Annotated in this window: 24 protein-coding genes and 1 riboswitch; of the genes, 22 read left to right on the top strand and 2 right to left on the bottom strand. The window is 36.5% G+C overall.

Features of this window, described 5'->3' with window-relative positions; all coding sequences use genetic code 11:
• The first annotated feature begins 260 nt into the window (after positions 1–260).
• The 17 genes from BHF70_RS04565 (at position 261) to BHF70_RS04485 (ending at position 17,372) form a co-directional block, all read left to right on the top strand.
• Positions 261–2,243 (top strand): sodium-translocating pyrophosphatase, encoded by a 1,983-nt coding sequence (locus BHF70_RS04565; RefSeq protein ID WP_075759155.1) that lies wholly within the window; start codon positions 261–263, stop codon positions 2,241–2,243.
• 161 nt (positions 2,244–2,404) lie between these two features.
• A complete protein-coding gene (locus BHF70_RS04560; protein WP_075759154.1) occupies positions 2,405–3,661 on the top strand; it encodes a peptidoglycan-binding protein in 1,257 nt (418 codons plus the stop codon).
• A gap of 103 nt (positions 3,662–3,764) precedes the next feature.
• A complete protein-coding gene (locus BHF70_RS04555) occupies positions 3,765–4,151 on the top strand; it encodes a hypothetical protein (protein WP_075759153.1) in 387 nt (128 codons plus the stop codon).
• A 44-nt stretch (positions 4,152–4,195) separates the two neighbouring features.
• Positions 4,196–4,675, top strand: coding sequence for a Cys-tRNA(Pro) deacylase (gene ybaK, locus BHF70_RS04550; RefSeq protein ID WP_075759152.1), 480 nt, complete (start codon positions 4,196–4,198; stop codon positions 4,673–4,675).
• Positions 4,676–4,687: 12 nt separating this feature from the next.
• Positions 4,688–5,233 (top strand): beta-class carbonic anhydrase, encoded by a 546-nt coding sequence (locus tag BHF70_RS04545; RefSeq protein WP_075759151.1) that lies wholly within the window; start codon positions 4,688–4,690, stop codon positions 5,231–5,233.
• A gap of 127 nt (positions 5,234–5,360) precedes the next feature.
• Complete coding sequence (locus BHF70_RS04540) at positions 5,361–6,155, top strand: N-acetylmuramoyl-L-alanine amidase (protein ID WP_083638285.1); 795 nt, start codon at positions 5,361–5,363, stop codon at positions 6,153–6,155.
• Between the two features lie 18 nt (positions 6,156–6,173).
• Positions 6,174–6,743: a YARHG domain-containing protein gene (locus BHF70_RS04535; RefSeq protein ID WP_075759150.1), complete on the top strand. Its 570-nt coding sequence runs from the start codon at positions 6,174–6,176 to the stop codon at positions 6,741–6,743.
• Between the two features lie 15 nt (positions 6,744–6,758).
• The gene (locus BHF70_RS04530) at positions 6,759–7,970 is read left to right on the top strand and encodes a zinc-ribbon domain-containing protein (protein WP_075759149.1); all 1,212 of its coding nucleotides are present in this window, start codon (positions 6,759–6,761) and stop codon (positions 7,968–7,970) included.
• Positions 7,971–7,989: 19 nt separating this feature from the next.
• Positions 7,990–8,727, top strand: a complete 738-nt coding sequence (locus BHF70_RS12610) for a hypothetical protein (RefSeq protein ID WP_230973558.1) — start codon at positions 7,990–7,992, stop codon at positions 8,725–8,727.
• Between the two features lie 71 nt (positions 8,728–8,798).
• Positions 8,799–8,999: a dihydroorotate dehydrogenase gene (locus tag BHF70_RS04520; RefSeq protein WP_075759148.1), complete on the top strand. Its 201-nt coding sequence runs from the start codon at positions 8,799–8,801 to the stop codon at positions 8,997–8,999.
• An 11-nt stretch (positions 9,000–9,010) separates the two neighbouring features.
• On the top strand, positions 9,011–9,184 hold the full coding sequence (locus BHF70_RS04515; protein ID WP_075759147.1) for a DUF4250 domain-containing protein: 174 nt from the start codon (positions 9,011–9,013) through the stop codon (positions 9,182–9,184).
• An 87-nt stretch (positions 9,185–9,271) separates the two neighbouring features.
• Positions 9,272–9,973: an ABC transporter ATP-binding protein gene (locus tag BHF70_RS04510; protein WP_075759146.1), complete on the top strand. Its 702-nt coding sequence runs from the start codon at positions 9,272–9,274 to the stop codon at positions 9,971–9,973.
• Positions 9,974–9,982: 9 nt separating this feature from the next.
• A complete protein-coding gene (locus BHF70_RS04505) occupies positions 9,983–13,192 on the top strand; it encodes an ABC transporter permease (RefSeq protein ID WP_075759145.1) in 3,210 nt (1,069 codons plus the stop codon).
• An 18-nt stretch (positions 13,193–13,210) separates the two neighbouring features.
• Positions 13,211–14,527: an alpha-amylase family glycosyl hydrolase gene (locus tag BHF70_RS04500; RefSeq protein ID WP_075760523.1), complete on the top strand. Its 1,317-nt coding sequence runs from the start codon at positions 13,211–13,213 to the stop codon at positions 14,525–14,527.
• 69 nt (positions 14,528–14,596) lie between these two features.
• The gene (rny, locus tag BHF70_RS04495; RefSeq protein ID WP_075759144.1) at positions 14,597–16,144 is read left to right on the top strand and encodes a ribonuclease Y; all 1,548 of its coding nucleotides are present in this window, start codon (positions 14,597–14,599) and stop codon (positions 16,142–16,144) included.
• Positions 16,145–16,201: 57 nt separating this feature from the next.
• Positions 16,202–16,735: an NUDIX hydrolase gene (locus BHF70_RS04490; RefSeq protein ID WP_075759143.1), complete on the top strand. Its 534-nt coding sequence runs from the start codon at positions 16,202–16,204 to the stop codon at positions 16,733–16,735.
• A gap of 73 nt (positions 16,736–16,808) precedes the next feature.
• On the top strand, positions 16,809–17,372 hold the full coding sequence (locus tag BHF70_RS04485) for a hypothetical protein (protein WP_075759142.1): 564 nt from the start codon (positions 16,809–16,811) through the stop codon (positions 17,370–17,372).
• Here BHF70_RS04485 and BHF70_RS04480 read toward each other — a convergent pair.
• Positions 17,369–18,397, bottom strand: a complete 1,029-nt coding sequence (locus BHF70_RS04480) for a 3-deoxy-7-phosphoheptulonate synthase (protein ID WP_075759141.1) — start codon at positions 18,395–18,397, stop codon at positions 17,369–17,371. The two genes, BHF70_RS04485 and BHF70_RS04480, sit on opposite strands and share 4 nt — an antisense overlap.
• Before the next feature lie 186 nt (positions 18,398–18,583).
• A riboswitch (FMN riboswitch) is annotated at positions 18,584–18,728 on the top strand.
• Between the two features lie 119 nt (positions 18,729–18,847).
• Here BHF70_RS04480 and BHF70_RS04475 point away from each other — a divergent pair.
• Complete coding sequence (locus BHF70_RS04475; protein WP_075759140.1) at positions 18,848–19,465, top strand: ECF transporter S component; 618 nt, start codon at positions 18,848–18,850, stop codon at positions 19,463–19,465.
• 88 nt (positions 19,466–19,553) lie between these two features.
• Here BHF70_RS04475 and BHF70_RS04470 read toward each other — a convergent pair whose 3' ends face one another.
• Positions 19,554–19,943: a thioesterase family protein gene (locus tag BHF70_RS04470; protein WP_075759139.1), complete on the bottom strand. Its 390-nt coding sequence runs from the start codon at positions 19,941–19,943 to the stop codon at positions 19,554–19,556.
• A 159-nt stretch (positions 19,944–20,102) separates the two neighbouring features.
• Between BHF70_RS04470 and BHF70_RS04465 the strand changes: the two genes are divergently transcribed.
• The 4 genes from BHF70_RS04465 to thrC all read left to right on the top strand — a co-directional run bounded on the left by BHF70_RS04465 (position 20,103) and on the right by thrC (position 23,911).
• Complete coding sequence (locus BHF70_RS04465) at positions 20,103–20,711, top strand: histidine phosphatase family protein (RefSeq protein ID WP_075759138.1); 609 nt, start codon at positions 20,103–20,105, stop codon at positions 20,709–20,711.
• Positions 20,712–20,753: 42 nt separating this feature from the next.
• Positions 20,754–21,179: a DUF1700 domain-containing protein gene (locus tag BHF70_RS04460; RefSeq protein WP_075759137.1), complete on the top strand. Its 426-nt coding sequence runs from the start codon at positions 20,754–20,756 to the stop codon at positions 21,177–21,179.
• 14 nt (positions 21,180–21,193) lie between these two features.
• The gene (locus BHF70_RS04455) at positions 21,194–22,327 is read left to right on the top strand and encodes a M20 metallopeptidase family protein (RefSeq protein WP_075759136.1); all 1,134 of its coding nucleotides are present in this window, start codon (positions 21,194–21,196) and stop codon (positions 22,325–22,327) included.
• Positions 22,328–22,423: 96 nt separating this feature from the next.
• A complete protein-coding gene (gene thrC / locus BHF70_RS04450; RefSeq protein ID WP_075759135.1) occupies positions 22,424–23,911 on the top strand; it encodes a threonine synthase in 1,488 nt (495 codons plus the stop codon).
• The last annotated feature ends 182 nt before the right edge of the window (positions 23,912–24,093 follow it).

The following is a 24,093-nucleotide window of genomic DNA, read 5'->3' as shown; positions in this document are numbered from 1 at the left end:
CGCTCCGCGCGGATGTGCACGATGTGCAAAGGAAAGCAGTTAAAACTGCTGCACATCGGCACGCAAAGCGGAGCAAGTCCCTCATGATTGAGGGATACAGGGGGTTGATAGCGGACTTGTCCGCTTTGTTCTTAATTACATAGGAAAGACCTTGCCGGCCTTGTTCTTGCATAGGTACATAATGTTTGTTATAATTTATAACATCTTGTGTGATATTTTGTTCATACGCTGAATATAAGAATATTGAAAGGAGAAATATTATGGGATTATATGTTGCAATTATTGCAGGCATTGCATCATTACTGGTCGCATTTGCACTTATGACCAAAGTTAATAAAGCAGATGCAGGTAATGAGCGAATGAAAGAAATTGCCACTTCAATCAATGAAGGAGCGCATGCCTTTTTAAGAGCTGAATACAAATTACTAGTAGTTTTCTGTCTCGTTGTATTTGTCTTAATCGGGTTTGGAATTAAAAGCTGGACATCAGCAGTTTGTTTCTTATTTGGCGCTGCATTTTCTGCTTTGGCTGGGTTTATTGGAATGCATACGGCAACAAAAGCTAATGTTAGAACAGCGCAGGCAGCAAGTACAGGAGGTATGAGTAAGGCTTTATCGATTGCCTTTTCCGGTGGTGCTGTTATGGGGCTTACTGTTGTAGGTCTTGGACTGTTTGGGGTATCTGTTGTTTACTTTATTACAGGTGAGCCAGATGTATTGACAGGATTTAGTCTGGGTGCATCTTCTGTAGCACTGTTCGGACGTGTAGGTGGAGGAATTTATACAAAAGCTGCAGACGTTGGAGCTGATCTGGTAGGTAAGGTGGAAGCTGGAATTCCAGAAGATGATCCGCGTAATCCGGCAGTTATTGCTGACAACGTAGGGGATAATGTAGGTGACGTTGCCGGAATGGGTGCAGACCTTTATGAATCTTATGTTGGATCTTTAGTCTCAGCAATTACCATTGGCGTTGTAACATTTGGTATTACAGGGGCTGTTTATCCATTGCTTCTGGCAGCTACAGGAATTGTTGCATCTATCATCGGTGTTTTCTTTGTTGTAAATACAAAGAGCCAGAATCCTCATAAAGCTTTAGATGGAGGTACATATTTTGCAAGTGTGCTTGTACTTGTGGCAACCTTTTTCTTAAGTAAACACTTTTTCGGCAGTTTGAATTCATTTTGGGCGATTCTTGCCGGAGTTATTGTAGGAAATATTATTGGAAAGATTACAGAAGTATATACATCAAGTAATTATGCCTCTGTCAAGAAAATTGCAGATCAGTCTGAAACAGGTTCTGCAACTACGATTATTTCTGGTCTTGCAGTTGGTATGGAATCTACTGCAATTCCTATCATTTGTATCTGTGTTGCAGTTGTAGTGGCTTATAATTTTGCTGGTTTATATGGAATTGCACTTGCTGCTGTAGGTATGCTTTCAACAACTGGAATTACGGTAGCAGTTGATGCATACGGACCAATCGCAGATAATGCAGGTGGTATTGCAGAAATGTCTGAACTGGATGAATCAGTTCGTGAAATTACAGATAAACTGGATGCAGTAGGTAATACTACTGCAGCTATGGGAAAAGGATTTGCAATCGGTTCTGCGGCATTAACAGCACTTGCATTGTTTTCATCATATGCTCAGGCAACAGGATTATTAGAAGAAGGAATCAACTGTCTGGATCCTAATGTTATTGTTGGTGTATTGGTTGGCGGAATGCTGCCATTCCTGTTTTCAGCATTTACCATGCAGTCTGTTGGTAAGACAGCAAATGAAATGATCGTAGAAGTACGCCGTCAGTTTAAAGAAATTCCGGGAATCATGGAAGGAACAGGAAAACCTGATTATAAGAGCTGTGTGGAAATTTCTACATCTGCAGCTTTAAAAGAAATGCTTTTACCGGGTGTTATGGCAATCATTGCTCCATTACTGATCGGTGTTCTGCTGGGAACTCAGGCATTGGGAGGATTGCTGGTTGGATCCCTTGCTTCAGGTGTTATGATGGCTATTTTTATGGCAAATGCCGGTGGAGCATGGGATAATGCAAAGAAATATATTGAAGAAGGAAACCATGGTGGTAAAGGAAGCGATGCTCATAAAGCGGCTGTCGTAGGTGATACAGTAGGTGATCCGTTTAAGGATACTTCAGGACCTTCAATCAATATCCTTATCAAACTTATGACTATTGTGGCACTTGTGTTTGCACCTTTGTTTGTAAGTATTGGTGGAATTTTATAATAAAAAATATGTGGAATCCCGTTTATACGGGATTCTTTTGTATATAAGGGGATATGAGGTTTTACCTGGAGTGGTGACTGGAAATCACAAAAGATTATCAGCATTTTGAACATAAATAGAGATTGTTCATATATTAAAGTAAAAGATTTTGGAAGGTTTATATGCCGGATACACAAAATAGAGATCAGATTGATCGTGGAAGATTGAAAGTGCAAGTAAATTCAGAGATTGCAGCTGGTCCAATTGTTAATGCAGAAGTGGAAATTTCTTATACAGGAGATCCCGATTCTGTTATAGAAAAAATCAGAACGGATGAAAATGGACAGACGGAGAGTGTTGAGCTGGCGGCTCCTCCGATAGAATATAGTATGTCACCAGGGGAAAATCAGCCCTATTCAGAATATACTGTGAGGGTAACGGCTCCTGATTATGAAATGGTAACAGTTGCAGGAGCTCAGATTCTTGCAGACACCCAGGGAATTCAGAATATTCGAATGAAGCCCTTGGGAGAAATCAATCAGACAGGCGCAATTGTTATTGGACCACATACATTGTGGGGGGATTATCCTCCAAAGATTGCAGAAGCAGAGATTAAGCCTGTTAATGAAACAGGGGAGATTGTTTTAAGTCGTGTGGTGATTCCTGAATATATTATTGTTCATGATGGACCGGTTGGAGATAAAACAGCAGAAGACCATTATGTACGTTACAAAGATTACATTAAAAATGTAGCTGCATGCGAAATATATTCCACATGGCCCAGAGCAACATTAGAGGCTAATATACTGGCTATCATGTCTTTTACTTTAAATCGTGTTTATACAGAATGGTACCGTAATAAAGGACACGATTTTACCATTACGTCATCTACGGCGTATGATCATAAGTGGATGCCAGGGAAAACCACCTATGAATCTATTAACAGAATCGTAGATGAGATTTTTTCCAATTATCTTTCCAGACCAAATGTAAAACAACCTATTTTGACACAATACTGCGACGGAAAGAGGGTAACTTGCCCTGAGTGGATGACACAATGGGGATCTAAGTATCTAGGTGATCAGGGATATTCACCTATTGAGATTCTCCGATACTATTATGGGGAAAATATGTATATTAATACAGCTGAGCAGATAGCAGGTATTCCTTCTTCCTGGCCAGGATATGATCTGACGATTGGATCAAGCGGAAATAAAGTGAAACAGATGCAGGAACAGCTAAATCGGATTTCACGAGATTATCCATCAATTCCAAAAGTTGCCGCAGATGGGCAATATGGAGAACAAACAGCAGATGCAGTCAGGAAGTTTCAGAATGTTTTTGGATTAGATCAGACAGGAGTTGTGGATTATCCAACCTGGTATAAGATCAGTGAAATATATGTAGGTGTAAGCAGAATTGCAGAGTTAAATCAATAATGAAAGAAAAACTCCTTTTTACAGTAAAAAATGATATAATATAAAAAGAAATTATATTATATGAAAAGTGATTATCACACAGACTGTTTAAGGAGGTTTTTCTATGTTTAAAGACTTTATATATAAAAATTATCTGGAAGCACCATATAATCTAACATTTGAAGATGCAATGAAAATTTATGAAGATATTATTGCGGCTGCGCCGGAAGATGATCCGGATTTTGAGGCAGCATGGAGTTATGCATTGGAAAGAATGACTGCTTATGCCGATTTGAGAGCACACTGGAAGATTACACCAAAGTCTGAGAGAGATAATGATCAGAGGACCATAATGCATGATAGTGTAATTGAATCTCTTGATCAGCTGGCTGAATATATGTCTTCTCAAAATAGAAAAACCGCATGGAGAATTGAGCTGGGATTTCAAAGAAAAAGAATTGGTGATTTTGCCTGTTACGTATCAATGATTTACGGACTATTTGCTAGATAAAAGAACAGTATAATTTATAAAACGATTGACAGGAGGAAAATATTTTGGCAAAAAAAGAAGCAAAAACAAATGCTATGAGAATACTGGAAAGGAATAAGATTCCATATGAAATTCATCGATATGAATGTAAGGAATTTATTGATGGAATAGCCATTGCGGATATGCTGGATGAACCTTATGAGAAGGTTTTTAAGACACTGGTAACAGTTGGAAAAAACGGGGGATTTTTTGTGTTTGTCATACCCATACACAAAGAACTGGATTTGAAAAAAGCAGCAAAATCTGTTGATGAAAAATCAGTTGAAATGATTCATGTGAAAGACATTAATAAAATTACAGGATATATTCGTGGGGGATGTACTGCCATAGGAATGAAAAAGGAATATCCAACGGTACTTGACAGCAGTGCATTAGACCAGACAACCATCATGGTCAGCGGAGGCAAAAATGGAATACAGATCGAGCTGACACCAGATGATTATTTAAAGGCATGTCATGGGAAAACAGAACAAATTACACATTAAAGGAGCTAAATCGTGATAGATCAAATATTAGAATTTAATAAAAAATTTGTTGAAGAAGGAAAATATGAACAATACAGAACCAGTAAATATCCGGATAAGAAGATAGCTATTATAACATGTATGGATACAAGACTGACAGAATTACTTCCGGCAGCATTGGGAGTCAAAAACGGAGATGTAAAAATGATAAAAAATGCCGGAGGTGTTATCAGCCATATGTTCGGAAGTGTGGTTCGAAGTGTACTGGTAGGTATTTACGAACTGGGAATTGAAGAAGTTATGGTCATCGGGCACACTGATTGCGGTGTTCAGCATATTAACAGTGATATGATGATAGAACAGATGAAGAAAAGGGGAATCAATCAGGATAAAATTGATCTGATACGTCATTGCGGAATTGATTTTGATACATGGTTAGAAGGATTTGACTGTGTTGATAATTCGGTAAGAGATTCGGTGGAAATGTTAAGAAAGCATCCTTTGATTCCAGAAGATGTAAAGATATCAGGGTATGTAATGGACTCTGTTACGGGAAAATTGAATGTCATAGAATCATAGAAATTTATCATGGAAAGCCATCGTGTATCAATGTCAAATAATGCAGAATGGCTTTCTTTTTTCTTGTGGATAAGGATAGGAGTATGATACAATAAAGCTATAAAGTTTAAAGAGGATAGAAGATAGGATGAATAGAAAATATTATACTATTTGCATATGGATGATTTTTACAATAATGATATTCTCTTCCTGTAATTTTCAAAAGAAGAATAATAATATAAAGACTGAGGAAACGACCACTGCATCAGAAACATCAACAGAAGTTTCTACAGAGAAGAAAATCAGAGAGAAAAAAATAAAAATAGCCATTGATCCCGGACATCAGAAGAAGCAGATGTCCGAACAGGAACCTATTGGACCGGGAGCATCTGAGACAAAACCTATGGTCTCTTCCGGAACAGAAGGATGTGTAACAAAAATTCCTGAATATGAAATTAACTTACAGGTATCTTTAAAATTAAAAAATGTACTGATTTCCAGAGGGTATGATGTATATATGATCAGAGAAAGTAATGATGTATCTCTTAGCAATAAAGAACGTGCACAAATGGCTAATTCCAGTGGAGCAAGTGTTTTTTTGCGGATCCATTGTAATAGTGACGACAGTTCATCAGCAGATGGAGCATTAACCATGTGTCCGACAGACTCCAATCCATATTGTGGGAGAGAGGTCATTGAGAAAAGCCAGCGACTTGCACAGACTGTTGGGAATGCTTTGTGTCGTAAAACATCAGCTAAAAACAGGGGGATTATAGAGACAGATCAAATGTCAGGAATAAACTGGTGTACGATTCCGGTAACTATTGTTGAAATGGGATTTATGTCAAATCCGGAAGAAGACAGAAAACTGTCAAGTGATGATTATCAGAACCGTTTAGCAAATGGAATTGCAGATGGGATTGATATATATATGAAAAAGTAGCAGGAAAGGAGGATAAGTATGAATAAGAGTGAAAAACAGGTAATTATGATTTTGACAGCTGCTATTGTACTTGTGGCAGTGGTTCTTGTGTTTTTTTTATTGAAAAGCGGAACAGAACATGAGGATCAGAAAACGAACCTTGTAAAAGAGAAATTGCAGAATGACTCATCAGATGACAGCAATGACAGTAACGATGGCAGTACGGATGTGATCGTCAGTGACAGTACAGATACCACAACGGAAACTATTGATGTATCCGATGATAGTAATTCTAATACATCAAATGCAACGAATCCTGATAATGTCATGGATGCAGATGATGGATATATGTTCCCAACTTCTGGTTCAGCATATATCAGTTCGTCAGCTGTAAAGAAATTGACCACATCACAGATCCAATATGCAATCAATGAAATCTATGCAAGACATGGATTAAAGTTTACCAAGAAAGAAAATCAGAAACGATTTGGAAAGAAAAAATGGTACAAAGGATCTGTGGATGATCAGGATGATATTTCTTTAAACAAGTACGAGAAGAAAAATGTTAATACTTTTGCAGCAGAATTGAAAAAAAGAGATGCAAGGTAGGAAAGAGAGGTCAGTATGTTTTGTCCAAATTGTGGATCTAAAGTCGAAGATGACGCATTATTTTGTGGTGAATGTGGTGCAAAAATAGAAGTGCAGAAAGAAACAACATCAGAAAAAATTAAAAAGGCAGCAAAGAAGACGACGTCTAAAACGAAAAAAACTACAAAAAAGCAAAAAAGTGGAGAGGGTATGAGCCCAAAAGCTAAAAAGATTGTTACAGTTCAGGTCGCAGTTTTAGTGGTTCTTATTGGAGCATTCTGGTTTTTTGGAAGTAGAAGTGGAAAACCTGAAGCAGTGGTAAATAAATTTGTGGAAAATTATAATAATGGAAAATGGTCAGAAATTTATTCTGCATACCATATGGAAGAGGATACTTTTATTAATGAAGAATGTTTTGTAAAAACTATGGAACAGAGCAATCCTGATAAATTATCAAGTCCAACAGGTGGATATCTAAATAGTAATAATACATACACATACAGAATCAATAAAGGATCTGATTACCTTGTTGTAAATGTAGCAAAATCCGCTGAAAAGACATTTCTGTTTTTTGATAAATATGAAATTGTCAGTGTGACAGATACCGGATTGACAACAACTTCAGTAAGAATTCCAGAGATTCCAGGAGTAACGGTAAAAATTGATGGAATTGAAGCAAAGAATACGAATTCATCATCTTTATCAACAAGTGCTTATTATGCAAAAGTATTTACCGGTACACATAAGCTGACATTTGGTGGTGCAAATGGATTATTTGAAAAGGATAGCTACACTTTTAATACATCCTCAGCGACATCTATCATCAGTAAGATTCAGTATTCTGAACAATCTAAACAAGATGCAGTAGCGGCATTAAAGAAATATCTTCCTGCAATTACAGAAGCTAAAATCAGAGGAAACAGTGCAGCCACATTAGCATCCTATTTTGCTTCTGCAGAAAAGGCAAATCAGTATGGATTTTATCTGTGTCGTTATACATATTACACTGGAAGTTCTACAAGGAAACTTGGAGATATTAACCTGACAAACTGCTCAACAGTTAGTGGATCAACTTATAGAACTGTTGCAGATGGTGTCCCTGTTAATGTTTCAGGAACAAGAGAATACGAAGCACAGGGATGGGATAACAGTTATCAGAAACAGACTTTGTCTATCAGTGGGACGGCATATATGATAAAACAGAATGGAAAATGGGTAATTAATTCAGTATCATATTACTATTATTAAGAAAAAGGAGAGGATAATAATGGCTAATTTTTGTACGAGATGTGGGAAACCATTGGTAGACGGACAGCCTTGCGACTGCTGTCAGAAAGATGAAGTAGTTACAGCTAGTTTCTTTAAAACAGTGCTTGATATAATCAAGCATCCGGTAGAAGGTTTCTTGGAATCTGTTGAAGACGAAACATCTAAATCCGGATTGATTTTGATGGGAGCTGAAGCACTGCTATCAGGACTTTTCTTGTTTGTTGTAATCAATAAAATTATTTCTGTGACAATGTCTGGAATATCTGCATTTACAAGTGCAGGAAGCAGTGTAAGCTCACAGGCACCTTCTGCAGGAGGATTTCTGATTTATGGCATTTTGATTTCAGCTATTTCTTCTTTGGTTATCTCTGGCCTTGTTCTTGGACTTATGAAAGCTATGGCAAAGGCGGAAATCAACTGGTTTCAGAGTTGTCAGATTACGGGATTGAAAAGTCTGGGTGCTTCCATGGGATTTATTCTTGGTATTCTGGGAATTGTTTTAGGATTATATCAATTTTCTTTAATCGCAATTGTAATTGGAAGCGTTTTGGGATATATTTATTTTATAGCAGGGATGGTTTCATATCCGGATACCAATAGAGATGTGGTACCATATGTGATATTGATCGTAGTTGTTGTATCAACAATTGTAGCATATTTTGTATTGAAAGAATTTGTGCTATCATCTTTAATGAATAGCTCATCTTCTCTTCGATCATTGCAAAATATCCTGTGATGAAGAGAATACATAAAACTCAAAAATGATTGGGTATTTTTTAAAGTATTTTTCAGAAAGAAGGTGAATCAGTGAAACTGTACTATAAAGACAAGAATGGTAGCCGGGAGTTTGTAACAAAGGCAGATTCTGACAAAGAAATATTTCAGGCAATTGAAGAATACAGTATGGAGCACGGATTCGGCTTGATTTATATGATACATCACATTGAGAAGGATAAGATTTATTATGATATTGGCAAAGATGGATGTTTCTTTGTTGTGGAAGTATAGGAGAATACAAAATGATACCCAAAGACCCGGTTATTATGTTAAGTTATATTAACACTCAATTAAGAGATTACTATGACAGTTTTGAAGAATTATGCAAAAGTCTTAACCTTGATCAGGAAGATATTGCAGAAAAATTAAAAAGTATCGGATATGAATATCAGAGAAAAATCAATCAGTTCCGATAGCCAGCTTTTTCAGGAAAATAAAAAGAGTGCATTGTTTGCCTAAAAAAACATTCTATGTTAAAATTCTTTATACAAGGAGAATATAATATGGAATTGATTCGGTTGGAAAATGTAAAAAAAATATATACGTCAGGGGAAGTGATTACCAAAGCCGCAGATGGGATTGATTTTACGGTGGAGGAAGGTGAATTTGCCTTGATCATTGGCGCCAGTGGTGCAGGAAAAACAACTGTATTGAACATTTTGGGAGGTATGGATACTGCAACTAGTGGCGCCGTTTTTGTAGATGGAGAAGATATTGCAAAATGGAATAAAAGACAGCTTACAAAATACCGGAGAAATAATATAGGATTTGTATTTCAGCTTTATAATCTGGTTCCAAATCTGACAGCTGTTGAGAATGTGGAACTTGCATTGCAGATTAGTCAGAATCCTCTGGATGCCAGAGAAGTGCTGAAGGATGTAGGATTAGAAGACCGGTTGGGGAATTTTCCGGCACAACTTTCCGGAGGAGAACAGCAAAGGGTGTCCATTGCCCGTGCATTGGCTAAAAATCCCAAGATTTTATTGTGTGATGAGCCAACAGGTGCGTTAGATTATCAGACGGGAAAATTCATATTAAAACTTTTACAGGATACATGCAAGGAAAAAGGTAAGACGGTAGTGGTTATTACACATAATCTGGCAATCGCTCCAATGGCAGACAGGGTAATTGAAATAAAAAACGGAAAGGTTAACAAGATTACAATAAATGAACATCCACAGTCAGTGGAAACAATTGAATGGTAGGCGATGCGTATGAAGAAAAAAGCTCTTCATAAAGATATATATATGACGGTTAGAAGAACTTTGCCTAGGTTTTTATCTATATTTTTTATCGTAATTTTAGGAGTCGCATTTTATTCTGGTATACGTGTAACCGAAAAAGACATGAAGATTACAGCGGATACCCAGTTTGACCGGACAAATCTTATGGATATTAAATTTCTTGGAAGTAGAGGACTTTCAGAAGAAAATCTGCAAGCAGTGAAAAACCTTTCCAGTGTGTCAGATGCGGAAGGAAGCTATTCATTGGATACAATTTGCCGTATGGAAGGAAGTAATGATGAGTATGTTACCAAGGTACTGGCAAAGACAGAACGTATGAATCAGTTTGAAATCACATCAGGACGTATGCCTGAAAAGGAAAATGAATGTTTAGTTGATGAAAATTTTGCTAAAGATCATCATTTAAAAAATGGAGAAAAACTTATCTTAAGTTCGGGAACAGAGGAGCCTTTAAATGAGTTATTAACAGAGGATCATTATGTGATTACAGGAATTGGGAAATCATCGGCATATCTTTCTCGTGAAAGAGGTACTACTGAGATAGGAATTGGAAAAGTAAATGGGTTTCTTGTGATTTCCCCTAAAAACTTTAAACAGGATGTTTATTCAGAAATCTATATTTCTGTAAAAAATGCTAAAAAAGAACTGGCATATACGGAAGAATATGACAGGGTTGTAAAAAAGACAGAAAAGCAGATAGAGAATATAGAAAAAGAGCAAAATCTGATAAGACTAAAACAGATTCAGGGAGAGGCATTGAAAGAGATTGCTAAAAAGGAATCTGAATATAAAGAAGAGAAAAGGAAAGCCCAAAAGAAATTAAAAAAAGCTGAAAAAAAGTTGAAAAAGGCAGAAAAAGAGATAAATGCTGCAAAAGTGAAACTGGTTCAGAATGAGGAAAAACTGAAACAGGGGAAAAACGAACTTAAAGCTGGATGGAATTCTTATTATAGCGGAAAAAGAAAGCTGAGTCTTGGACGTAAGAAATTGTCAGAAAGTGAAAAAAAGCTAAAAGAACAGGAAAAGCAGTTATCTGACAATGAATTATCCATAAAACAGCAGGAGGAATCCCTCAATCAGCTGGAGAAACAGACTGAAGAATATGAACAGTCTCTTGGGGCAGATCATCCACAGGTTCAGGCTATGAAACAGAAGCTTTCAGAAGGAAGGAAAACTTTGGAAGCAGCCAGGAAACAGATTGTGGATGGAAAAAGAAAAATTTTATCTGGAAGACAGAAACTGGTTTCTTCCAGAAAGGAATTAGAGGAAAATGAGAAAACCCTTAAAAGAGCGAAAAGCACCTTGGAATCAAAGGAAAAAGAGCTTAATAATGCGTCTTTACAGCTGGAAAAGGGGAAAGAGCAGCTGAAAAGGTCAGAACGTCAATTAAAAGATGGGAAAAAAGAATTAAAGGCATCAGAGACTAAGGTTCAGAAAAAATTGAATGAAGGACAAAAAAAACTGGATGATGCCAAAGAGGATATCAAGAATATTAAAGCCGGAGAATGGTACGTTCTTAATAGAAAAAAGACCCAGTCATATGTTGAATACGGTGAAGATACAGCAAGGATCGGAGCTATTGGAGAAGTGGTCCCAGCCATTTTCTTTCTTGTAGCTGCACTGGTAACCCTGACTACGATGACACGAATGGTAGAGGAACAAAGAACTCAGATTGGCGTATTGAAAGCTTTGGGGTATACCGGATGGGATGTTGCATTAAAGTATCTGGCTTATGGATTGACTGCTACACTCCTGGGGAGCATCATTGGGGCTGTGGCCGGGGAGAAAATACTTCCTAAAATTATAATAGAAGCCTATACCATGATGTATACAGGACTTGGGGATATCAAAACTCCTTTAGAGGGTCAGTATACCATGATTGCTTCAGGTCTGGCAGTAGGTGTTGTAATCCTGGCTGTTTTATCTGCATGTTATAAAGAACTGCGGGAAAAACCTGCAAAACTAATGAGACCAGAAGCTCCCAAAGAGGGCAAACGGATTTTTCTCGAATATATCGGTGGATTGTGGAATCGAATGAGTTTTATATGGAAAGCTACTATGCGGAATTTGTTCCGATATAAAAAGAGATTTTTTATGACGGTCTTTGGAATTGGAGGCTGTATGTCATTGTTGTTAGTGGGATTTGGATTAATGGATTCCATTTTTGCGGTTTCGGATAATCAGTACAGAAAGATTACAACTTATGATATCTGCGTTTCTCTCAAAGAAGGCAGTTCAAATAGGGAGATCAGGGACTTTGATCTCTGGTTGGATAACCAGCAGAAAATAAAAGAAAAGCTGAAAGTATATGAAACATCAGTTAGTATAGAGGCAGATGGGAACAGTAAAACGGCATCGTTGATTGTCCCTCTGTCTATGGATCATTTTTCAGATTTCTTTTTGCTAAAAGATAGAAAAAGTGGAAAGAGATATGATCTTGATGATGAAGGAATTATCATAACAGAAAAAGCTGCCACATTATTAGGTGTAGAAAAGGGTGATATCGTTTCTGTCAAAACTGATGAAATCAATCAGGTGTCGGTAAAAGTTGTGGAGATTACAGAAAATTATATGTATCACAATATTTATATGACTCCTGGACTGTATCAGAAAAAATATCATAAAATACCAAAAGCAACGAAGATATATCTTAACACAAAGGGAACGTCAGAAACAGGCCAAAAACAGATTGGCAGAGCAATATTGAATGAAAAAGCTGCAGCATCTGTGATGTTTGCATCGGATGCAATCCGTACAATGGAGGATATGATAGGAAATCTGAATATTGTAATGATTGTATTGATTGTTTCAGCAGGTCTTTTGGCCTTTGTAGTTTTATATAATTTGAATAACATAAATATTTCTGAAAGAAGAGCGGAGCTTGCTACCCTAAAGGTTCTGGGATTCTATGATATCGAAGTGGGAGCTTATGTTTACAGAGAAAATATATTATTAACTATTATTGGTATCATTACAGGTGTAGGATTAGGGAAAATTCTTCACAGATATGTTATACTTACAGTAGAAGTAGATCTTTTAATGTTTGGAAGAGATATTTTTACGATGAGTTATGTGTATAGCATTTTATTGACTGTAGTATTTAGCATTATCATAAACTTTTTGATGTATTTCCAATTAAAGAAAATTAATATGGTAGAATCTCTAAAAAGTACAGAATAGAAAGGAACTTAAACAATGATGAAAATGAACGATTTAATGATTTATCAAATTTTTCCTTTAAGAGCATTTGCTGGTGAGGGAACAGAACATGGCATTTTGGAAGTGAAAGAATGGATTCCTCATATTAAAAAAATAGGAATGAATGCAATCTACTTTTCACCGGTATTTTCATCATCTAATCATGGATATGATACAAAAGATTTCCGAGTGATTGATGAGCGTCTTGGAACTAATGAGGATTTTAAAGAAGCATGCAAAGCATTAAAAGAAGCAGGTATAAAAGTTATTTTAGATGGAGTGTTCAATCATGTTGGAAGAGAGTTCTGGGCATTTCAGGATGTTTTGGAAAAGAAATGGGATTCTCCGTACAAAGATTGGTTCTATATTAATTTTGATGGCAACAGCAGCTATGACGATGGCTTTTGGTATGAAGGATGGGAAGGACATTTTGAACTGGTTAAATTAAATCTTGATAATGATCAGGTTAAGCAGCATTTATTGGATGCAGTGAGTCTCTGGATGGATGAATTTGGGATTGATGGATTAAGATTAGACGTGGCATATATGCTCAATCGCAATTTTATAAAATGTCTGGTTGATTTTGTCCGCTCAAAGAATCCGGACTTTCTAATGATCGGAGAGATGCTTCATGGGGATTATAGTCAGCTGGCAAATCCGGATCTGCTGGATTCTGTTACAAATTATGAATGTTATAAAGGACTTTATTCCAGTTTTAATACTCATAATATGCATGAGATAGGTTATTCACTGAATCGACAGTTTGGTCCTGAAGAATGGACATTATATAAAGGAATCCCTTTATATAATTTTGTGGATAATCACGATGTTGAGAGAATTGCCAGTCAATTAAATGAAAAAGATCTTTTGCCGCTTATCTATGCAATGATGTTTGGTATGCCAGGGGTTCCAGGTGTTTACTACGGCAGTGAATGGGGAATTGAAGGAAAGAAAGAGCAGGGAAGTGATGATAGTCTGCGTCCAAGAATCAAACCAGAAGAACTGAAAGAAAATGAACTGGCTACATATATTGGAAAACTGGCTCAGGTTCGTAAGAACAGTCCTGCGTTAAGATATGGAGATTACCGTCAGTTGGCAATTATGCCAGATGTGCTGGTGTTCCAGCGTCAGAGCAGTGAGGACCGTATTATCGTGGCAATTAACATTGGAAATGAAGAATATACAGCTCATTTTGATGCACGTGCAGGACAGGGAACAGATTTAATTTCAGGAGAACTTATTGATTTCGGAGGAGGACTTTTGATTCCGGCGAAAAAGGCATTTATGATTCGTACAGAAGAGGTATCCATTTCTTGACTTTTATGTTAAAAACATATAAAATTAAAGGAGTGTGAAAACACAAAAAATTGAATAAGGAGGAAACCTGTGGTTGGTATTATAATAGCCATTATCGCAACTCTAGTTGTTGCAGTTCCTGCATCAGTTTATGTGGCCAATACAAGAAGTAAGAAAGCCATGGAGATAACCATCGGGAATGCAGAAGACAAGGCCAGAGAAATTATAGATGAAGCAATCAAGGCGGCAGATGCCAAGAAACGCGAAGCTTCTTTGGAAGTAAAAGAAGAGACTATAAAAGCGAGAAATGACTTCGAAAAAGAGACAAAGGAACGCAGGGCAGAGCTGCAGAAGTATGAACAGCGAGTTCTTTCTAAGGAAGAAACAGTAGATAAGAAATCTGAGATTCTGGAACGTAAAGAGCAGTCTTTAAGTGCCAAAGAAAAGAACATCGAATCTGAAAAAGTTCATTTGCAGGAACTGCAGGCAAAACATCTACAGGAACTGGAGCGAATTTCCGGGTTAACCTCTGATCAGGCAAAAGAGCAATTATTATCAGCAGTAAAAGAAGACGTAAAACACGAGACAGCGATGTATGTCAAAGAGATGGAGACAAGAGCCAAGGAGGAAGCACGTAAGAGAGCGAAAGAATATGTTGTGACAGCAATCCAGAAATGTGCAGTGGATCATGTTGCAGAAACGACAATTTCTCTGGTACAGCTTCCAAATGACGAAATGAAAGGTCGTATTATCGGACGAGAAGGAAGAAATATTCGATCTATTGAGAATATCACCGGTGTTGAATTGATTATCGATGATACTCCGGAAGCGGTTGTGTTATCCAGCTTTAATCCTGTGCGAAGAGAAATTGCCAGAATCGCACTGGAAAAACTGATTGTAGATGGACGTATTCATCCTGCACGTATTGAGGAAATGGTTGAAAAAGCAACAAAAGAAGTTGAGACTATGATGCGTGAAGAAGGTGAAGCGGCTACACTGGAACTTGGAGTTCATGGAATTCATCCTGAACTGGTAAGACTTCTTGGAAGAATGAAGTTCCGGACAAGTTATGGTCAGAATGCACTGAAACATTCTATGGAGGTTGCGCAGCTTTCAGGGCTTTTAGCAGCAGAAGTTGGTGTAGACGTCAGAATGGCAAAACGTGCGGGTCTGCTTCATGATATTGGTAAAGCTATTGACCATGAAGTGGAAGGTTCCCATGTGGAACTTGGTGTAAACTTATGTAAGAAGTATAAAGAAAATCCAATCGTTATTAATGCGGTGGAATCTCATCATGGTGATGTAGAACCTGAAACATTAATTGCATGTATTGTGCAGGCAGCAGATGCCATTTCAGCTGCACGTCCTGGTGCAAGAAGTGAGACATTGGAAAGTTATACAACAAGATTAAAACAGTTAGAAGAGATCGCAGATTCTTTTCAAGGTGTTGATAAAACTTTTGCAATTCAGGCAGGTCGAGAAATTCGTGTAATGGTAGTTCCTGAACAGATTAGTGATGATGATATGATTCTTCTTGCAAGGGATATTTCAAATCAGGTGGAAGAAAACCTGGATTATCCTGGACAGATTAAGGTTAATGTCATTCGAGAATCACGAGTTGTAGATTATGCGAAATAACAAAAGCGATAGAGAAATCTATCGCTTTTTCCTATAGGGGAGAAAAGGAGAAAAAATATGAGAAGATATGAAAAAATAGAACAGCGTCTCATGCATCAGGGAAAAGTAGTCGGTTTTTATGAAGATATTGTAAAACTTCCCAGCGGAAAAGTTGTAACATGGGATTTGGTAAAACATAAAGGTGCGGCAGCAGTAGTTCCCGTAACGGATAAAGGGAATATTCTTCTTGTAAAACAGTATCGTAATGCGTTGGATCAGGAAACCTTGGAAATACCTGCAGGTGGAATTGAGCCAGGTGAAACAGGATTGGAGTGTGTAACACGAGAAATAGAAGAAGAGACAGGTTATAGAGCAGGCAGAATGGAACATTTAATGACTATTATTACTGCAATAGGATTTTGTGATGAAAAAATTCCAATCTATGTAGCCTTTGATTTGAAGTTATCCCATCAGAATCTTGATGAAGATGAATTTATTGATGTTCAGGAATATACACCGGAGCAGATAAAAGAAATGATTTTTGATGGAAGAATTATTGATGCCAAAACTATCTCAGGAGTGCTTGGATATCTTCAAAAGTATCATAAATAATAATAATACCGCATAATATGTATTATGCGGTATTATTAGCTTTATTTACAAAATTGAAATGGAGAAGAAACTGGTGGAAAAGAGAAAATTTTTCTTAGGACTTTTTATGATTACCGGGCTGATTTTAGGAAGTTTGTTTACAAATGGCATATATAAAGAATATTTAGCATATGGAGGACGACTGGATGCCCTGGTGCTGAGTAATAAAGATTTATATGTTTCCAGTTCAAGCCTGTTTCCGTACATATTATTTAAAAGAGGAAAACAATATGGGATACTGTTTCTTGCGGGGTATCTGCTTCAACCACTGGTACTTTTGTATGGAGGAGCTTTTTCTATTGCTTTTTTTCTTGGATCTGTTCTTTCTTTGCAAATAATTCAACTGGGATTAAAAGGTCTTTTTCTTGTTTTTTTCAGTTTTTTTCCCCATTATCTTTTATATGGAGGAACAGTCGGTCTATTAATGAGAAGAAATATTCTGGAAAATAAAAAAGAAGAAATACTTTTATATGAAAAGTATTCCTTCTTAGATCGTTTTTCGATTCAGTTAGAATTAATTTTTCTTTTTTTCGGAACTGTACTTGAAAGCTATGTAAATCCATGGCTTATGACAGGAATCATAAAAATGCTGAATTAAACATTTTCAGCCATACGGTACAGTAATGCGGCAGATTTATCCCATCCAAGACAAGGGTCAGTAATGGATTGTCCATAAACTCCATTTCCGATAGACTGATTTCCATCCTCAATATAACTTTCGATCATAATACCTTTTACCAAAGTTTTGATTTCAGGAAGGAAGCTTCTGCTGTGGAGTACTTCCTGGACAATACGAGGCTGCTGATCCCACTGTTTTCCTGAATTAGAATGGTTTGCATCAACAATGACTGCCGGATTTTTCAACTGGAATTTTTCGTACATATATGCAACACGAATTAAATCTTCGTAATGATAATTTGGAATATTATTTCCATGACGGTTGACGGAGCCACGAAGAATAGCGTGTGTCAGAGGGTTACCATCAGTTTTCACTTCATAACCGTTTGCAATGAAATCATGACAATGCTGTCCAGCGGTAATGGAGTTCATCATAACAGTTAAATCTCCTCCTGTAGGATTTTTCATTCCGGCTGGAATATCAAAACCACTAACAGTTAAACGATGCTGCTGATTTTCAACTGATCTTGCTCCAACAGCAACATAAGAAAGAATGTCTTCCATATACTGCCAGTTACCAGGGTATAACATTTCATCAGCCGCAGGCATATGGAAAGCTTCTAATGCATCTACATGAAGCTTACGAACAGAACGAAGACCGCTTGCCATATCTGGAGCTTTCTCAGGATCCGGCTGATGAACCATTCCTTTGTATCCATCACCTGTAGTTCTTGGTTTGTTTGTGTATATACGAGGGATAATTAATAATTTATCCTGTAAATCTTTCTGAACTCTTGCAAGACGTCCAAGATAATCCATAACGGCATCTTCATTATCAGCAGAACATGGTCCGATGATAACAATAAATTTATCAGACTCGCCGGTAAATACCTTGCGGATTTCTGCATCTCTGTCAGCCTTTACTTTCTTTAGTTCTTCACTCAAAGGAAATTCTTCACGTAATTCCTCTGGAGAAGGCATTTTTGCGATTCTGTGCATTCCCATAATCAATTTCTCCTTTACTTTAACAATTCAACTTGTTATAGTTTATCAAATTATAGAGTTTGTGTAAAGAAAGGAAATGATAAAAAAAACTTTACAAATATAAAAACATTCACTATAATGAAAAAGGAAACAGAAAACACTTTCATTTTCTGTAAATTGAATATTGAAGTAGAGAAGAGAATATTTCTCCAACTTCAGGGCAGAGTGAGACATGGATTATGTCAATTCTCGACTGGTGGTGATAACCTTTTACAGGGATAAGTCCACGAGCGCAAGCCGATCAGGTGAGAATCCTGAACCAACAGTATAGTCTGGATGAAAGAAGTAGCAGGATGGTATAAGTTTACCATTCTCATTTGTGAGCCCTGTCGTTTTATGCAATGAAACGGACAGGCTTATTTTTTTGCGAATAGTTTTCGTAAAATAATATTAAAAAAAGGAGAATATATTATGACAGGAGAAACAATGACAATGAAAAGCAACAGAGTAAATGTTAGAACAATTGCAATGACAGGAATGCTGGGAGCATTAGCAACAATTTTGATGTTTTTGGAATTTCCGATTCCAATGCTGATTCCACCGTTTATTAAATTTGATTTTTCCGAATTACCAGCTTTACTGGCAGCATATTCTATGGGGCCGGTTTCAGGGATTGCAGTATGCTTCATTAAAAATATTATTAATCTGCTTCACACTCAGACCGGAGGAGTAGGGGAACTGTCAAACTTTATTTTAGGAGTTTGTTTTGTTCTGCCGGCAGGACTGATTTATAAGAAAAATAAAACGCAGAAAAATGCAATGATCGGAGCAATAGCAGGAGCTGTATTAATGGCAGTTATCAGTGTTTTCTCAAATTATTTTGTTGTGTATCCGGTATATACTAATTTTATGCCAATGGAGGCGATTCTTGGTGCATATCAGGCAATTAATAAGAATGTTAACAGTCTTTGGGATGCATTGATCTGGTTTAATATGCCTTTTACTTTTGTAAAGGGATTATGCAGTGTGGTTATTACGTTTCTTATTTATAAAAGAGTATCACCAATCTTAAAAGGAACAAACCGTTAGAGTAAACTTAAATATTAAGAAATAAAAAAAGAAACATGAGTGATTTCATGTTTCTTTTTTGTTTAAGAACAAACGGTTTGTTGTGATTTTAATCAAATTTATGTTTTGCTTTCTCCATAAATGGTTCTGATTCAACAATGAAACGTTCATGTCTTCCTATTCCCACGCGTCCTTTTGCATCTGTTATTTCAACATGGAATTCAAGACGTTTACGATCAATTTCAGATAAAGTACACTGGCATTTGATGGTTCCGCCGATAGGTGTTGCAGATACGTGGGCAATATTAAGATTCGTACCAACAGTTGTGAAACCTTCATCAAGTTTATCAGACAGCAGTTTTACAGCAGCTTTTTCTACCAGTAAAACCATGGCAGGTGTTGCATAAACCGGAAGACTGCCACTTCCCCATGTGCTTGCAGTATTATCAGAAACCACTTCTTCTGATAAAATGATACTATCTCCAACTTTCATTTCCATAAGCATTTTCTCCTCTGTCATTATATTATCAATATAAATCATAGTATAACAAATACAAATAATAAATCTATAGTTTCCCGACAAAATTTAAGAATTTTTATAAAACGTCTAAATATGTGATATAATGTCCCAAAGGGACAGGTCATAGGAGGTATTATTTTGAAATTATATATCATTCGACATGGAGAGACAGATTGGAATAAAGAAAGAAGAATGCAGGGAAGTGCCGACATAGAGTTAAATGAATACGGCAGAAAACTTGCCTTTATAACAAAAGAGGCATTAAAAGATATACCTTTTGATATTGCTTATACAAGTCCTTTAAAAAGAGCAAGTGAAACCGCCAAAATCATCCTGGAGGGAAGAGATATACCTTTATATAAAGATAAACGTATAGAAGAAATGAATTTTGGGAAGTATGAAGGAAAATCAGAGGCAGAGCTGATTGCAGTAAAAGATGATTTTATGAATTGTTTTAATTGTCCTGAAAAATATTATCCAAAAGACGGGGCAGAAACACACAAGGAAGTTATTGGAAGAGCAAAAGAATTTTTAGAACAGGTTGTTCTGCCAGCAGAAAAAAAGTATGAACATATGGTTGTTTTTTCACATGGAGCATGGATTCATGGAATGTTAACATATTTATATCAAAGAGAGATTAAAGATTTCTGGCATGGACCAAGACAGCAAAACTGTGGTGTTACAACAATTCAGATTAGCAATGGAGATTGTAAAGTTTTGAAGGAATCAGAAGTTTTTTATAAATAGGATATAATCAGATATTCTTTAAGTTAGAAGATGGAGATAATTATGACAAAAAAAGAATTTATCAGCCAGTTGAAAGATACATTAGAAGGAATGGTACCGGCGTCAGTGTTACATGAGAATATTCAGTATTATGAGAAATATTTTTATGAAAAGATATCAGAAGGAAAAACAGAGGCAGAAATTTCAGAGGAACTTGGGAATCCGCGACTGATTGGGAAATCAATTATTGAAGCAAATGGTGATCAGCAGATATATTATGATGAAGAACCAGAAGAAAAAGAGGAATCTTATACTCGTACCAGAGTATATACTGCAGATTCCAGAAAGTTTAAAATAGGTTGTGCAATTACTGTATTTCTGATTTTAATGGCATTAATTGCAATTTTTAAAGTTGTTTTGACATTTTTAGGGCCAATTTTTATTATAGGAATTGTAATTTATTTCATTTATCAGATATTACATCGATAAAGAAGGGATCAGGTATGAATATTATAGAAGCAACATCTAAAATAGAAAAAGATCTGATAGAATTTCGAAGATATCTTCATCAGTGCCCGGAGACTGCATATCATGAAATGATGACTATGGAGTATATTCGTGAACATCTGGAAGAATGGGGGATATCTTATCGGATTCTTGATCCATCAGGAATTCTTGCAGTAGTTGGAAGTGGAAAGAAAACCATTGCATTACGGGCAGATATGGATGCATTGGAAGTGATGGAGGAGACTGGATTAGATTTTACATCAAGAAATGACGGATATATGCATGCATGTGGACATGATGGACACGTAGCCATTTTAATGGCGGCAGCAAAAATATTAAAAGAGCATGAAGATGAACTTGATAAAAAAATAATTTTTATTTTTCAGCCTGCAGAGGAAACAGCACAGGGTTCCAGAGATATTCTGGAAACGGGAATTTTAAAAGGTATTGATGCAATTTATGGATTGCATATTTTTTCTGGAATTGAAGCAGGCAAAATTTCCCTGGAACCAGGACCGAGAATGGCTGCTACAAACTGGTTTTCTATTCGAATAGAAGGAAAATCCGGACATGCAGGAAAGCCACATGAGTGTATGGATGCAGTTACAGCTGCAGCATCTCTTATTATGAATCTCCAGACAATTGTCAGTCGAAATATAAATCCGTTGGAAAGTGCTGTTTTGACAATTGGAAAAGTTACTGCAGGTACAGCAAGAAATGTGGTGGCGGGAGAAGCGGTTTTAGAGGGTACAGTTCGGACTTTTTCGAAAAAAGTTGAAGAAAAAATGAAAGAAAGAATCATGGTCATGGCAGAATCTGCGGCAAAGATGTATGACACAGATATTATTGTGGATTATCAGCCATCGAGTCATCCGGCACTGATAAACGATTACAACATTGTAATGGAAGCCAGGAAAAAAGCCCAGGAAGTATTTAAACCAGAAGAATTTGTTCATGTTCCAGCGATGATGCTGGGAGAGGATTTTTCCAATTATCTTGAAGAAATTGATGGATGTTTTGCATTTGTTGGTGGTGGAGGAGCTTATCCAAACCATCATGGAAAGTTTGATTTTGATGAGAAGGCTTTGATTCAGGGTGTAAAACTTATGCTGACATTTGCTTTTGTATAAGATATTGAGCAAGAAAAGATATTGTAGCAGAGATAAACATATGATATAATCAGAAACCAAAAGAAACACATATTATAGAAGAAAAGGTAGGGAAATATGAATTTAGTATATCGCAGTACAAGAAATGGTGAAGAAACAGCAACTGCATCTGAAGCTATTCTAAAAGGGCTGACCAGTGATGGAGGATTATTTGTCCCAGACAGTATTCCAAAATTAAATGTAGCACTGGAAGATTTAACCAAGATGTCTTACCAGGAGATTGCTTATGCGGTTATGAAAGAATTCCTGACAGATTTTACAGAAGAGGAATTGAAAAACTGCATTAATAATGCATATGACAGTAAATTTGATACAGCAGAGATTGCACCGATGGTAAAAGTTGGAGATGCATACTATCTTGAATTATTCCATGGTTCAACTATTGCTTTTAAGGATATGGCACTGTCTATTCTTCCACATTTACTTGTTACATCTGCACGAAAAAATCACGTGGAAAATGAGATCGTAATCCTTACTGCCACTTCTGGAGATACAGGAAAAGCAGCTTTGGCAGGATTTGCTGATGTGCCAGGAACAAAGATTATTGTATTTTATCCAAAATCAGGTGTTAGTCCAATTCAGGAAAAACAGATGATCACACAAAAAGGTGAAAATACATATGTTATTGGAATCAAAGGAAACTTTGATGATGCCCAGACTGGTGTTAAAAAGATGTTTTCTAATAAAGAACTGGCAGAAGTGATGAATGGAAAAGGATTCCAGTTTTCTTCTGCGAACTCAATTAACATTGGACGTTTGGTTCCACAGGTTGTATATTATGTGAAAGCCTACGCTGACATGCTCAGAAATGGTGCAGTTAAACCGGGAGAACCTATAAATGTTGTTGTTCCAACAGGAAACTTTGGAAATATTCTGGCATCATTTTATGCAAAACAGATGGGAATTCCTATTGGAAAATTTGTATGTGCATCTAATGAAAATAAAGTACTCTTTGATTTCTTCCAGACAGGAGAATATGATCGTAGGAGAGAGTTTGTTGTAACAACGTCTCCATCTATGGATATTTTAATTTCAAGCAACCTTGAGCGTATGATTTACAGAATCGCAGGAAATGATCCTGTTCAATGTTCTGCATTTATGAAAGCTTTGACAGAAGATGGTGCTTATACTATTTCAGATGAAATGAAAGCACAGCTGGGAGAATTTTTTGGAGCTTATGCTACAGAAGAAGAAACTGCAGCAAAGATAAAAGAAGTTTATGAAGCAGAGAAATATGTAATGGATACACATACATCAGTAGCTGCAGTGGCATACGAAAAATACAAAACAGCAACTAAAGATCAGACACCAACAGTTATTGCTTCAACAGCCAGCCCATATAAGTTTACAAGAAGTGTAATGGACGCTATTGATCCGGCATATGATACTAAGACTGATTTTGAGCTGGTAGATGAATTAAATAAGATTTCAAAAGTTGCAATACCAAAAGCAATTGAAGAAATTCGTACAGCACCTGTTTTACATAATACAGTATGTGAAACTGAAGAAATGGAAGCAGAAGTTAAAAAGATTTTAGGACTGTAAATATTATACTGTAATTATAAGTTAGAAAAAGCAATTCATGAAAAATGAGTTGCTTTTTTTGTTAACTTATGATACATTGTTGTATAGAAGATAGGGAATATTTGGAAATAAATACAATTTTATCAATTTATCTTATTGATAACAGCATTTCTAACGCATATGCGTTCTACATTTCTGTGAAT

The sequence above is a fragment of the Anaerostipes sp. 494a genome (assembly GCF_001940315.1).
In the GTDB taxonomy this organism is placed as follows: Bacteria; Bacillota; Clostridia; order Lachnospirales; family Lachnospiraceae; genus Anaerostipes; species Anaerostipes faecalis.
The sequence above is the reverse complement of the archived record's forward strand: the minus strand, read 5'-3'. Positions and strand labels throughout refer to the sequence as shown.

What these genes read in the sequence shown, in the direction of transcription:
- BHF70_RS04565 (WP_075759155.1), top strand. Translation starts at nt 261, where the DNA reads ATGGGATTATATGTTGCAATTATTGCAGGCATTGCATCATTACTGGTC.
- BHF70_RS04560 (WP_075759154.1), top strand. Translation starts at nt 2,405, where the DNA reads ATGCCGGATACACAAAATAGAGATCAGATTGATCGTGGAAGATTGAAA.
- BHF70_RS04555 (WP_075759153.1), top strand. Translation starts at nt 3,765, where the DNA reads ATGTTTAAAGACTTTATATATAAAAATTATCTGGAAGCACCATATAAT.
- BHF70_RS04540 (WP_083638285.1), top strand. Translation starts at nt 5,361, where the DNA reads ATGAATAGAAAATATTATACTATTTGCATATGGATGATTTTTACAATA.
- BHF70_RS04535 (WP_075759150.1), top strand. Translation starts at nt 6,174, where the DNA reads ATGAATAAGAGTGAAAAACAGGTAATTATGATTTTGACAGCTGCTATT.
- BHF70_RS04530 (WP_075759149.1), top strand. Translation starts at nt 6,759, where the DNA reads ATGTTTTGTCCAAATTGTGGATCTAAAGTCGAAGATGACGCATTATTT.
- BHF70_RS12610 (WP_230973558.1), top strand. Translation starts at nt 7,990, where the DNA reads ATGGCTAATTTTTGTACGAGATGTGGGAAACCATTGGTAGACGGACAG.
- BHF70_RS04515 (WP_075759147.1), top strand. Translation starts at nt 9,011, where the DNA reads ATGATACCCAAAGACCCGGTTATTATGTTAAGTTATATTAACACTCAA.
- BHF70_RS04510 (WP_075759146.1), top strand. Translation starts at nt 9,272, where the DNA reads ATGGAATTGATTCGGTTGGAAAATGTAAAAAAAATATATACGTCAGGG.
- BHF70_RS04505 (WP_075759145.1), top strand. Translation starts at nt 9,983, where the DNA reads ATGAAGAAAAAAGCTCTTCATAAAGATATATATATGACGGTTAGAAGA.
- BHF70_RS04500 (WP_075760523.1), top strand. Translation starts at nt 13,211, where the DNA reads ATGAAAATGAACGATTTAATGATTTATCAAATTTTTCCTTTAAGAGCA.
- BHF70_RS04490 (WP_075759143.1), top strand. Translation starts at nt 16,202, where the DNA reads ATGAGAAGATATGAAAAAATAGAACAGCGTCTCATGCATCAGGGAAAA.
- BHF70_RS04480 (WP_075759141.1), bottom strand. Translation starts at nt 18,397, where the DNA reads ATGGGAATGCACAGAATCGCAAAAATGCCTTCTCCAGAGGAATTACGT.
- BHF70_RS04475 (WP_075759140.1), top strand. Translation starts at nt 18,848, where the DNA reads ATGACAGGAGAAACAATGACAATGAAAAGCAACAGAGTAAATGTTAGA.
- BHF70_RS04470 (WP_075759139.1), bottom strand. Translation starts at nt 19,943, where the DNA reads ATGGAAATGAAAGTTGGAGATAGTATCATTTTATCAGAAGAAGTGGTT.
- BHF70_RS04460 (WP_075759137.1), top strand. Translation starts at nt 20,754, where the DNA reads ATGACAAAAAAAGAATTTATCAGCCAGTTGAAAGATACATTAGAAGGA.
- BHF70_RS04455 (WP_075759136.1), top strand. Translation starts at nt 21,194, where the DNA reads ATGAATATTATAGAAGCAACATCTAAAATAGAAAAAGATCTGATAGAA.
- thrC (WP_075759135.1), top strand. Translation starts at nt 22,424, where the DNA reads ATGAATTTAGTATATCGCAGTACAAGAAATGGTGAAGAAACAGCAACT.